The following is an 11398-nucleotide window of genomic DNA, read 5'->3' as shown; positions in this document are numbered from 1 at the left end:
GGGGAGGCGATCGCCGCGATCGTGGCGGCGGCTTCTCCAGACCGGCCGGTCCGCTGGCTCGTCGGCGGTGACACGCGCCAAGAGTCGGTGAGTCTGGGTCTGGCGGCGCTGCCGCCCGAGGCGGAGGGGGTGCTGATTCACGATGGCGCCCGCTGCCTGGTGGAGCCCGAGTTGCTGCAGCGCTGTGCCGCCGCCGTATCCGGCGGGGCTGCCGTGATTGCCGCCACCCCGGTCACCGACACGATCAAGCAGGTGGACGGCGAGGGCACGATCACCGCCACCCCCGATCGCCGCTCTCTCTGGGCGGCCCAGACCCCCCAGGGCTTTCCCGTGCACCAGCTGCGGGCTGCCCACGCCAGCGCCAGGGAGCAGGGCTGGAGTGTCACCGACGACGCGGCCCTGTTTGAACTGCTCGGCTTGCCGGTGCAGGTGCTGGAGGGGCCGCCCTCCAACATCAAGCTCACCACCCCCTTCGATCTCAGCGTGGCGGCAGCGGTGCTCTCGACCAGGCCAGCTGCTCACCAGAGCTGAGTTGCAGCTGGCCGCAGTGTCAGCTGACCGCTGTCGCCATCGAGCTCGGCCATGGCCCCCAGGGGCAAAGCCGCATTGCCGGTCACATGGCCCACGGGCAGCCCAGCCACCACCGGCATCCCCAGGTCGGCGGTGCGCTCACGCAGCACCTGCTCAAGCGAGAAGCAATCTGAATTTGCCCCCCCCGAGCTCCCATCGCAGTCGCTGAATGCCCCCAGGCCGATGCCGCCCAGCTGCTGCAGTGCCCCGCACAGGCGCCAGTGGGTGAGCATCCGCTCGATCCGGTAGGGGGCTTCGCCCACGTCCTCCAGCACCAGGATGGCGCCGCGCAGATCGGGCAGGTGGGGGGTGCCCAGCAGGTGGGTGGCCACGGTGAGATTGGCCGCCAGCAGCGGCCCTTTGGCGCTGCCGCCAACCCAGCCCTCACCCTGCAGGGGGGCGAGGGTTTCGCCGAACAGCACGGCCCTCAACCGCTCCTGGCTCCAGGCGGGCTCGGCTCCCAGGGTGGTCAGCAGGGGGCCGTGGATGGCGCCACCCTGGCCCTGGGCCAGCTGGGCCCAGAGCAGGGAGGTGACGTCGGAGAAGCCCAGCAGCCAGCGGCAGGGCAGGGCCAGGGGTTGCTCCAACAGGCGAGCCGCGCCCCAGCCCCCGCGCACGCAGGCCAGCAGGTCGGCGCCCCGCCGGGCGGCGGCCTCCAGGTCGCCGCGCCGCTCCTGATCGCGGCCGGCCAGGTAGCCCCAGCTCCGCCCAGCCAGGGGGGGGCGCTCCACCTCCAGTCCCCACCCCTCGAGCACCGAGATGCCGGCAGCCAGGCGGGCCAGGGCAGCGTCCCCAATCAGGGCCGAACTGGCTGCCACCATCTGCACCCGGTCCCCGGGCTGGAGTGGCGCTGGCTGCTTCATGGCAGTTGGCCCAGCACCAGGGCGAGCAGCAGCAGACCACCGAGTTGTACCTGGCGGCCGAAATGGCGCCCGAAGGCCGAGCGGGGCAGATTCGGGCGCCTCAGCAGGGCCGCTTCCCACTGCATGCCGGCAGCTGCCACCAGGCCGAGGGGCCAGGTGATCCAGCCAGTGCCCTGGAGTCCTGCCGCCAGGCCCAGGGCCAGGCTGGCCAGGCCGTAGCTGAGGGCCACCGCCAGGGGTGCGCGCTCACCCAGGCTGAGGGCGCTGCTGCGCACGCCGATGGCACGGTCGTCGTCGCGGTCGGCCATGGCATACACCGTGTCGAAGCCGAAGGTCCACAGCAGGGTGGCCAGCCACGCCAGGGCCAGGGGCCAGCCGCCCGCCAGGGAACCCGTGCTGGCCGCCCAGGGGATCAGGACGGCAAAGCCCCAGCAGAGGGCAAGCACAAGCTGGGGATAGGCAAACCAGCGCTTAGCCGAGGGGTAGAGCAGCACCGGCGGCAGGGCGGCGATCGCCAGCACCAGGCAGGCCCCACGGCTCTCCGGCGGCAGGCCCCAGACCACCACCCCCAGGGCTACCAGCAGGGTGAGCAGCAGCAACAGCAGCGCTTCGGCCACGCTGACCCGGCCGTCGGCCAGGGGGCGGGTGCGGGTGCGCTCCACCAGGGGGTCGATTCGCCTGTCCCAGAGGTCGTTGGCGATGCAGCCGGCCGCGCTCACGGCCAGGCCCCCGGCCACGATCCCGCCCACCAGCTGGGCTGGCGGCGGGGCATGGGGGGCGAGCCAGAGGCTCCAGCCGGCTGGAATCAGCAGAATCAAACGGCCACTGGGCTTGTGCCAGCGCACCAGCTCCAGCCAGGCCCGCAGTTGGGAGGAGGCCATGCTCTTTTTCCGTTGCGCCGCACCCTAGGGGTGCCGGTGGGATAGCCCGCAGATGGCAAAGTGGCGCCCTAGCGGCAGCAGCCGAGCCCGATGGACCAGGTCCCCAACCTTCAGCCGGCCGGCCGGCGCCGGGTGGCGGCAATCGACATCGGCACCAATTCGATCCACCTGCTGGTGGCGGAGGTGGATCCCAAGCTCTGCAGCTTCAGCGTGGTGCTGGCCGAGAAGGCCACCACCCGGCTTGGCGACAGGGATCCCCACAGTGGCGATCTGAGCGCTGAGGCGATTGAGCGAGCCTTCCGCACCCTGCGCCACAACCGCGACCTGGCCCTCAGCCATGGCGTAGAGCAGATCGTTACCGCGGCCACCAGCGCCGTGCGGGAGGCCCCCAACGGTCGGGATTTCCTGGTGGCCCTCCAGGAGCAGCTGGGGCTGGATGTGGATCTGGTGAGTGGCCCGGAGGAGGCCCGGCTTATCTATCTGGGGGTGCTCTCGGGCATGGCCTTTGCCGACCGACCTCACCTGATCATCGATATCGGTGGCGGCTCCACCGAACTGGTGCTGGCCGACGGTCGTGATGCCCGCTGCCTCAGTAGCACCCGTATCGGTGCGGTGCGGCTGCAGCGGGAGTTCTGCCAGCAGGACCCGCTCCCCGCCGATCGCCGGGGATTTTTGCAGGCCTATATCCAAGGGGCCCTGGATCCGGCCGTTGCCGAAGTGAAGGCTGCCCTGCGGCCGGGTGAACAGCCGCTGATGGTGGCCACCAGCGGCACGGCGATGGCCCTGGCGGCCCTGGCGGCGGCCGAAGACCCCAAGCCCCCGCTCAAGCTCCATGGTTACCGGCTGAGCCGGGAGCGCATCGACCAGCTCACCGCCCGCCTGCTGGCGATGACCCCGGATCAGCGCCGGGCCCTGAGCGCCATCAATGAGCGGCGCTCCGAAATCATCGTGCCCGGGGCGCTGATCCTGCAGACCGCGATGGCCATGCTGCAGGTGCGGGAGCTGGTGGTGTGTGATCGGGGCCTGCGGGAGGGTTTGATTGTCGATTGGATGCTGCGCAATGGGCTGCTGGACGATCGCTTCGCCTTCCAGAGCACGATCCGGGAGCGCACGGTTCTGCACCTGGCCCAGGGTTTTGGCGTTGACCCCTCCCGGGCCGATCGGGTCGCGGCCCACGCCCTGAGCCTCTACGACCAATCCCGCGGGCTGCTCCACGCTGACGAAGGCCCAGGTCGGGAGTTGCTCTGGGCCGCCGCCCAGCTCCACACCTGTGGCAAGAGCATCAATATTTCGGCCTACCACAAGCACAGCTGGTATCTGATTCGCCATGGCGAGCTGCTGGGCTACTCCGAGCTGGAGCACCTGATGGTGGCGGCGATCGGTCGTTATCACCGGCGCAGCTTGCCGAAGAAACGGCATGAGTCGTGGCAGCTGATCGAGGGCCGCGAGCAGCGGCGCACGGTGAGTTCAATGGCCCTGCTGCTGCGGTTGGCCGCCGCCCTAGACCGCCGGCCGGCCCCGGTAATCGCCGCTTTCCAGGTGCAACGGCAGGACGGCGCCGTGGGCATCGTTCTGCAACCCGTGGCGGCTGCCCCCGGGCAGCCGCAGGTGGATCTCAGCTTGGAGCGCTGGAGCCTGCAGGCCTGCGCTGCCGTGGTGCGGGAGGCCTGCGGCCTGGAGCTCAGGGTGCCGGAGCACTGAAACGCTGCCAGCGCACCTGATCGATCGAGCCGAGGGCCCGGCTCGGTGCGGTGCCCAGCTGGGCCTGCACCAAGTCGGGTCGCCCGGCGAGCACCTGTAGCCCGCCTCCTAGGGGGAAGCGGCGCTCGCCGCTGAAGGTGCCGCGGAAGAGGACCTTGCCTGCTTCGGCCTTCACCTCCAGCCAGCTGGGCTCCTGGCTGCGCAGCACGAGATCCGGGCTGCTGGCGGCGACAGCCGCAGGTTGGGCTGCCGTTGGGACAGCGATGGGGCTGCCGGCAGGCCCAGGCTGGGCGCGCTGCTGCAACCATTGCTGGCGCAGTAAAACCCCTCCCGTTGCCACCCCAGCCAGGATTGCTGCTGCCAGGGCCAGGGGCCTCAGGATCTGTGGGCGTGGGCTTGGGCGTGGGCTGCGGCCAGCTGGCCCTGGGGCGGGCGGGGTTTTAGCCCTGGCGGCCTGGGGCTGGAATGGCCCGCTGGCGCGCAGCATCTGCAGGGGGCCACTGATATCGATTGCCAGGTTGGAAGCCACCCTGCGGGCCTGGGCGATCACGAATACGGCTTCGGGCAGGCGGCTGGCATCAGCAGCCTCTAGGGCCTGGAGCTGCTCCAGGCCCATATTGAGCCGACCAGCTAGCTCGGCAATGCTGAGACCCTGGGCCTCGCGGCCATGGCGGAGGGCCTCCCCTAGGGCTGAAAGGCCGCCAGTCGCGTTATTGGGGGAGGGGGCCGGCAATTGGGTCAGGTCGGCGAAAAGCTGTAGCAATTCTGCCTGCTGGTTGGGGGTCTGACATCGACCCTGCTCAGATGGGCGATACTGGATTCGAACCAGTGACCCCTTCCGTGTGAAGGAAGTGCGCTACCGCTGTGCTAATCGCCCGCACTCCCTGAGCCTAAAACACCGCAGGCAGCCCATCGGCCACCATGGGGCAGAGCCAGCCGCATCGCGTGAGCGCCCAACCCCCTGGAACTGAGTCGCCCCTGGCCCCTTCTGGCGGCCCGGCCCCATTTGACGTTGACGTGCTGATCGTGGGTGGCGGCGTGTGCGGCACGGCCCTGCTGTTCGAGCTGGCCCGCTACACGGACCTCGATCGCCTCCTGTTGGTGGAGCGCTATGACGCCCTGGCCCGGGTGAACTCCAAGGCCTCCAACAACAGCCAGACGATCCATTGCGGCGACATCGAGACCAATTACACCTTGGAGAAGGCCCTGCTGGTCAAGCGCACGGCAGAGATGATCGTCCATTACGCCGATCTGCTCGATCCAGAGACCCGCAAGCGCTGCGTGTTTCGCACCCCAAAGATGGTGCTCGGCGTGGGCGAGCGGGAGTGCGCCTTTCTAAGGGAGCGTTTTGAGCGCTTTTCGCCCCACTTCCCCGCCATGGAGCTGCTCGACAAGCAGCAGATAGCCAGCTGGGAGCCCCAGGTGGGCTTTGTCAATGGCCAAATGCGCCCAGAGGAGCTGGTGGCCATCGGTATTCGCAGCACCTACACCGCGGTGGATTACGAGGAGCTCTCGGCCTCCTTTGTGGCCCAGGCCCGGCAGGCACTGGTCGGCAGCGGCCGCCAGCTCAGCCTCCAGCTCGGCACCAGTGTGGCCGCGATCAGCCCGGAGGGTGAGGGCTATCGGGTGGAGTTGGTTGCCACCGCTGGATGCACCAGCGCTGCAGGCCAGGCTCCGCGCAGTGTCCGGGCTCGCCATGTGGTGGTGAATGCCGGCGCCCACAGCCTGCTGATGGCCCAACGGATGGGTTTTGGTCTGGAGTATTCCTGCCTGCCGGTGGCCGGCAGCTTCTACTTCACCCCCGACCTGCTCCAGGGCAAGGTGTACACGGTTCAGAACGACAAGCTGCCCTTCGCTGCCATCCATGGCGACCCGGATGTGCGAGCCCCTGGCAAGACCCGCTTCGGCCCCACGGCCCTGCTGCTGCCGCTGCTGGAGCGTTATAAGCCAGGCTCGTTCTGGGGGTTCCTGCAGGTGCTGCGGCTGGATTGGGCCGTGCTCGCGGTGTTCTGGCAGTTGCTGCGCACCGCTGACATCCGCAATTACATCTTTAAAAACCTGCTGTTTGAGGTGCCCTGGCTGCGGCGGCGCCTGTTTCTGGCCGATGCCCGCAAGATCGTGCCCAGCATGGAGCTGGGCGACCTCAGCTTCGCGGAGGGCTATGGGGGCGTGCGTCCCCAGCTGATTGACAAGGCAAATCGCAAGCTGATGCTGGGCGAGGCCAGCATCGCCGCCCGCCCAGGCCTGGTTTTCAACGTCACCCCCTCTCCCGGCGGCACCTGCTGCCTCGGCAATGGGGCCCGGGATGTGGCGGCCATCGCCGAGCGACTGGGTTGCCGGTTTGATCGCGACCGGCTGGCCCGGGAGCTCTACGGCGAGAGGGTCTCAGATGCCGCCGCGGAAGAGGTGGTTGTGGCTGGCTGAATAGAGTTTGGAGCGGGATTCGGCCAGCGCCGCCAGGGCAGGACTCACCACGTAGAGGGTGGTGCGAATCAGGCCCCGTTCGCGGCTCACCTGGGCCATCTGGGCCAGGGGCACCACGCTGAGCCATTGGTCGGGCCAGCTCACCCGGTAGCCAATCGCCACGGGGGTGTCGGCTGGGTAGTGGCGCAGCAGCTCGGCCTGCACCTCCTCGACATGGCGGGCGCTGAGATAGAGGCAGAGGGAGGCTCGCAGGGCTGCCAGGTGCTCCAGGGCCTCGCGCTCGGGCACGCCCGTGCGGCCACCGGTGCGGCTGAGCACAATCGTCTGCACCAGCCCGGGGATGGTGAGTTCGCTTTGCAGGGCCGAGGCGGCAGCCTGGTAGGCACTCAGGCCCGGCACCACCTCAACGGCGATACCGGCATCGGCCAGGCGGCAGATCTGCTCGGCGATGGCGCCGTAGAGGCAGGGGTCGCCGTCGTGGAGCCGCACCACGGTCTTGCCGGCGCGGGCCCGATCCAGCACCACTGCCAGCACCTGCTCGAGGGTGAGGCTGCTGGTGCGCACCTGTTCACAGCTCGCCGGAGGTAGGGCAGCGATCTGGGGATTGACCAGGGAATCGGTCCACACCAGCACCTCCGCCCGCTCCAGCAGCCTGGCCGCGCGCAGGGTGAGCAGGTCGGGGGCGCCGGGGCCCGCACCCACGATCCAAACGGTAGGGCTGGTCAAGCAGAAACTCCACTGGGGTCGGGTAGGGGGCGGTGGCGGCCGTACAACCACCAGAGGCCAGCACCGCCCAGGCCGATTAGCAGCAAACTCACGAGCTGGGCCATGCGCAGGCCGCCCTCACAGAAGGGCGGGGCGGCGAGCAGGCAGAGGGGATCGGTCCTCAACCCCTCGATCCAAACCCTGCCGCTGCTGTAGGCAAGCAGATAGACGCAGCTGAGGGTCCCTGGCAACAGCTGGATGCGGCCCCTGCTGGCGGCGCGGAACAGGAGCAACAGCAGGATGCAAACCCCCAGATTCCAGATGGATTCGTAGAGGAAGGTGGGGTGAAAGTAGGCCTGGTCGAGAAATTCGCTGGGCCGGAAAGGCAGTGGAATGAACAGCTTCCAGGGCAGATCGGTGGGCAGCCCGAAGGCCTCTGAGTTGAAAAAGTTGCCCCAGCGGCCTATGGCCTGGCCCAGGGCGACCGCGGGCACCAGCACATCCAAAAGGGGCCAGAAGGGCTGCCTGCGCCAGCGGCAGAAGAGCACCGCAGCGAGGCTGCCACCGAGCAGGGCGCCGTGGATGGCGATGCCGCCGCGCCAGATGGCCAGGGCATCGAGCCAGTTGCCGCCGTACTGTCGCCATTCCAGGAGCACGTAATAGAGCCTGGCACCCAGCACCGCCCCCAGCACCAACAGGGGCAGAAGGTCTGCGATCAGGGAAGGTTCGATGCCGCGGGCCCGGCCAAGCCTGGTGGCCAGGGTGAGACCCAGCAGCACGGCGATGGCGATTAGCAGCCCATACCAACGCAAGGCAATGGGACCCAGCTGGAAAACCAGGGGCCCCGGGGAGGTGAAGATGGCAAGCACGCTGGTCAGACGATGCCTTCTGCGGCCTGGACTTTCTCCACCTGACGCTTCTTGAGCACCAGCATGATCTGGGCCAGGGCGATGGCGGCGAAGAAGGCCAGCAGCCCGTAGATCCGCACGGGGTTCTGGAGCACCACCTCCGCATCGAGCTGGCCAAAGCCGCCGACGTTGGGATCGTTGGTGATGGCCGCACCGGCCGTGACCGCATCGCCCACGGCGACCGTCAGGGAGGGGCCGGCGGGCACGGTTTCGGTGGCCGTGCTGCCATCAGGGGCGGTTATCTCCACCAGGGAGGAGCCATTGTCTCCGGCGCTGATCGCCGAAACGCTGCCAGTCACAGGCGCATTGAACACACCGTTATTGCTCTTTTCACCGGTGGGGTACACCTGGCCCCGGCCCCGGTTGCCGCCCACGTGGATCTGGTATTTACCGAAGTGGATGCTGCTGTCGGTGGCGGGATCGGGGGAGAGGATCGGAAAGACAATCTCCTGGTGCTGGTCGCCGGAAATTGGACCCACCAGCAGGATGTTGGGCTGGTCGTCGGAGTATTGGGTGTAGTAGATGCCCGCTGTTTCCTCCTTCAATTCATCGCTGAGCCGGTCTTGGGGGGCCAGGGTGAAGCCATCGGGAAGCATCACAACCGCACCTACGTTCAGGCCTGCGGGGCTGCCGTCACCGGACACCTGCTGCACGCTGGTGTCGTAGGGGATCTCCACCACCGCCTTGAAGACGGTGTCTGGGAAGATTGCCTGGGGCACTTCGATTCGGGTGGCCTTCTTGGCCAGATGGCAGTTGGCGCAAACGATCTTGCCGGTGGCTTCCCGCGGGCTGGCGTAGTTCTGTTGGGCCCAGAAGGGGTAGGCCCAGCTGGGGCTGGCCCCGGTCAAAAGCACGGCAAAGGCGATCAGGGAGCCGAACAGCAGGGAGAGGGAACGACGCATCACGGGATCAGGCGACAGACGGGAAGGGGAAACGGGGATCGGGGGATCAGGCCCACCAGGGCTTGTCGCCGGTGCGGAAGTCGGTTTCGCTCCACTGGCTCATGAAGACGGTGTCGTTTTCCACCGCAACGTGGGCCAGGGCCAGGGAGAGCGGGGCCGGGCCGCGCACCACCTTGCCGGTGGCGTCGTACTGGGAGCCGTGGCAGGGGCACATAAACTTATTGGCCCCGCTGTTCCAGGGCACCACGCAGCCCAGGTGGGTGCAGATGGCGTTGATGCCGTAGCTGCCGATGGCATCGCTGCCCTCCACCAGCAGGTAGGTGGGGTCACCCTTGAGTCCCTGCACCAGGCTGCGGTCGCCTTCCTTGTGGGTGCTGAGCCAGCCGCTGGCCGTAACGGTGTTGCCCAGCTCATCCTTGGCGGTGGTGCCGCCGCCGCTGCCGGCGGCCTTGGGGGGGATGAAGTAGCGGGCCACCGGATAGAGGGCGCCCAGGGCCACGCCAGTGACCGACCCGAAGGTCAGCAGATTCATGAACTGCCGACGACCCATTCCGGGGACATCACCATTTGAGGCGCCAGTGGAAGCGCTCGCAGGCAGCTGGGTCATGTCGGCTTGCCGGGACAACGTGTTGCCCATTATGAACCTTGCCTGTGCGGCCAGGAGCCCGCCTGGGGCCTCTCAGCGGTGGCTGCAACATGCTGTTGTGCAATCCCTTGCCGCCAGCGTCGCGTGAGCCCTGGTCTGCCCCTGCCTCCCAGCCCCATGCCGGTTCCCGGCGAAGGCGATGGAACTCTCTCGGGCCAGGAGGTTTGGGACCTGTTGCTGGCCCGCTGGCAGGTTTCCTACGACCTCCAGCTGGTGCAACGGCGGGGCCGCATCTATCTGCAGGTGATGTGGGCCTACCTGGAGCAGCAGTCCTTTCCGCTGAGCCAGGAGGGTTATCTCCTCAAGCTGGAGGAGCTCAGCGGGCTGCTCAATGGTCTGGGGGTGGCGGGCCAGGTGCGGCACTGGCTGCTCACTACCACCGACAAGCCCAGGCAGGGGCGGGCGATGGGACTGGCCTTAGAGATTCCTGCCGGGCGGGCCAGCGAGTTTCTGCTCTAAGTCGGGATGCTCTGAATCGGGCTGCTCAGGCGGGGCGCAGCCTTTCACTCAGGGCCACCAGGGCGATGCCCACCAGGTAGAGGGCCGTGATGGCGCCGGAGAGCAGCAGCATGGTCACCGGATCGGTGGAGGGGGTGAGCACGGCCCCGGCCAGGGCGCTTGCCAGCACCACCCAGCGCCAGCCCGAGATCATGGCCTTGGCCTGCACCAGCCCCAGGGCACCCAGTAGCAGCTGCAGCACGGGCAGCTGGAAGGCCAGGCCCGTTGCCACCATCAGCAGCAGCACGAAATCCAGGTAGCGCTCAATCGACCAGCTCGGCTCCACCACGTCAGCGCCGTAGCTCACCAGAAAGTTCAGGGCCGCAGGCACCAGGGCCCACCAGGCGAAGGCCAGTCCGGCCGCAAACAGCACGGCTGAGCCCGCCACCGCCGGCGCCACCAGTCGCCGCTCCCTGCGGCTGAGACCGGGCAACACAAAGGACAGCCCCTCGTAGAGCACATAGGGGAGGGCCAGGCTGAGCCCCGCGTAGCCAGCCACCTTCAGCGATACGAACAGAAATTCCCCTGGCGCCAGCTGCAGAAAGCGGATGCCATCGGCCGGCATTTCCAGCAGGCGCACCAGTGGCTTGACTGCCAGCAGGCAGCCAGCGGCGCCCAGCAGCACCGCCAGCAGGCTGCGCAGCACCCGCCGGCGTAGCTCCTCGAGATGGTCCACCAGGCTCATCTCCACCTCCCCAGGAAACTCCTCGAGGTTTGGTTGACTGGCCAGCCGGATGGGGGGCGGAGCTGGCTGGGGCAGATCCGGACTCCCTGGTTTGGCTGGATCGGATTCGGCGCTCATGGTGACAGTTCCCCTAGCAGGCTAAGAGCGCGCTGGGGCTCGCCCCAGAGCACGGTGCCGCCGCGATGGCGCACCGTACCGGGCGCGGCCCCGGGAATGCGCTGTAGGTCTTCGGTGGGAACCATCACCACCGGGACCCGCAGGTTGCCCCGGCCGCGGCTGAAGTGGGCCGCCAGATCGGCGGCGGCCTGCAGATCGCCCTCGTTGGCCAGCCGCTGGGAACTCTTCAGCACCACATGGCTCCCCGGCACTTCCTGGGCATGGAACCAGATATCTCCGCGGCGGGCCTGCCGCAGGCTGATCCAGTCGTTTTGGCGGTGGTTGCGCCCCACCTGCAGGGGCAGGCCGGAAGCGGTTTGCAGTTCCAGGGGCTGGGGCACGCCTTCGACCGCGGAGCCGGGCCTGGCCCGGCGGGGCACGCTGCGGCCAGGCAAACCGCCCAGGGTTTCTAGGTCAGCGGCAAGGCCCAGCACCTGGTTGAGGCTTTCTGCCTGATCG

13 protein-coding genes and 1 tRNA gene are annotated in these 11398 nt (G+C 68.2%); 4 read left to right on the top strand and 10 right to left on the bottom strand.

The window, feature by feature from the left end; translation table 11 throughout:
- The coding region (locus tag KBZ07_RS09900; protein ID WP_254931455.1) for a 2-C-methyl-D-erythritol 4-phosphate cytidylyltransferase at positions 1–531 on the top strand (531 nt) is incomplete at its 5' end.
- On the opposite strand, the gene KBZ07_RS09895 is transcribed toward KBZ07_RS09900, so the two are convergent.
- A complete protein-coding gene (locus tag KBZ07_RS09895; RefSeq protein ID WP_254931454.1) occupies positions 519–1433 on the bottom strand; it encodes an LD-carboxypeptidase in 915 nt (304 codons plus the stop codon). The two genes, KBZ07_RS09900 and KBZ07_RS09895, sit on opposite strands and share 13 nt — an antisense overlap.
- Positions 1430–2314 carry a 4-hydroxybenzoate polyprenyltransferase gene (locus KBZ07_RS09890; RefSeq protein ID WP_254931453.1) on the bottom strand — a complete coding sequence of 295 codons (885 nt, stop codon included), beginning with the start codon at positions 2312–2314 and terminating at the stop codon, positions 1430–1432. Before KBZ07_RS09890 ends, KBZ07_RS09895 begins: the two co-directional genes overlap by 4 nt.
- 90 nt (positions 2315–2404) lie before the next feature.
- Here KBZ07_RS09890 and KBZ07_RS09885 point away from each other — a divergent pair, with 90 nt between their 5' ends.
- A complete protein-coding gene (locus KBZ07_RS09885) occupies positions 2405–4015 on the top strand; it encodes a Ppx/GppA phosphatase family protein (RefSeq protein WP_254931452.1) in 1611 nt (536 codons plus the stop codon).
- Here the strand turns inward: KBZ07_RS09885 and KBZ07_RS09880 are convergent.
- Positions 3996–4748, bottom strand: a complete 753-nt coding sequence (locus KBZ07_RS09880; RefSeq protein ID WP_254931451.1) for a helix-turn-helix domain-containing protein — start codon at positions 4746–4748, stop codon at positions 3996–3998. The genes KBZ07_RS09885 and KBZ07_RS09880 overlap by 20 nt on opposite strands.
- Positions 4749–4820: 72 nt before the next feature.
- A tRNA-Val gene (locus KBZ07_RS09875) sits at positions 4821–4892 on the bottom strand.
- A gap of 68 nt (positions 4893–4960) precedes the next feature.
- Between KBZ07_RS09875 and KBZ07_RS09870 the strand changes: the two genes are divergently transcribed.
- A complete protein-coding gene (locus tag KBZ07_RS09870; protein ID WP_254931450.1) occupies positions 4961–6439 on the top strand; it encodes an FAD-dependent oxidoreductase in 1479 nt (492 codons plus the stop codon).
- On the opposite strand, the gene cobM is transcribed toward KBZ07_RS09870, so the two are convergent.
- The 4 genes from cobM to petC are packed head-to-tail and all read right to left on the bottom strand — an operon-like array spanning position 6401 to position 9561.
- Positions 6401–7165: a precorrin-4 C(11)-methyltransferase gene (cobM, locus tag KBZ07_RS09865; protein WP_254931449.1), complete on the bottom strand. Its 765-nt coding sequence runs from the start codon at positions 7163–7165 to the stop codon at positions 6401–6403. The two genes, KBZ07_RS09870 and cobM, sit on opposite strands and share 39 nt — an antisense overlap.
- Positions 7162–8022, bottom strand: a complete 861-nt coding sequence (gene lgt / locus KBZ07_RS09860; RefSeq protein ID WP_254931456.1) for a prolipoprotein diacylglyceryl transferase — start codon at positions 8020–8022, stop codon at positions 7162–7164. Before lgt ends, cobM begins: the two co-directional genes overlap by 4 nt.
- A complete protein-coding gene (gene petA / locus KBZ07_RS09855) occupies positions 8019–8954 on the bottom strand; it encodes a cytochrome f (RefSeq protein WP_254931448.1) in 936 nt (311 codons plus the stop codon). Before petA ends, lgt begins: the two co-directional genes overlap by 4 nt.
- Positions 8955–9000: 46 nt before the next feature.
- Entirely contained in the window at positions 9001–9561 is a 561-nt protein-coding gene (gene petC / locus KBZ07_RS09850) for a cytochrome b6-f complex iron-sulfur subunit (protein ID WP_254931447.1), read from the bottom strand.
- Positions 9562–9717: 156 nt separating this feature from the next.
- On the opposite strand from petC, the gene KBZ07_RS09845 reads away from it, so the two are divergent.
- A complete protein-coding gene (locus tag KBZ07_RS09845) occupies positions 9718–10059 on the top strand; it encodes a DUF3067 family protein (protein ID WP_197153556.1) in 342 nt (113 codons plus the stop codon).
- 25 nt (positions 10060–10084) lie between these two features.
- Here the strand turns inward: KBZ07_RS09845 and tatC are convergent, their stop codons facing one another.
- The gene (tatC, locus tag KBZ07_RS09840) at positions 10085–10900 is read right to left on the bottom strand and encodes a twin-arginine translocase subunit TatC (protein ID WP_254931446.1); all 816 of its coding nucleotides are present in this window, start codon (positions 10898–10900) and stop codon (positions 10085–10087) included.
- Positions 10897–11398: NFACT RNA binding domain-containing protein (locus KBZ07_RS09835; RefSeq protein WP_254931445.1), on the bottom strand; the 502-nt coding region annotated here is incomplete at its 5' end. The genes KBZ07_RS09835 and tatC, both read right to left, overlap by 4 nt.

This window comes from Cyanobium sp. BA20m-14, assembly GCF_024346295.1.
Note: the sequence above shows the minus strand (reverse complement) of the source record. Positions and strands in the feature narration are given on the sequence as shown.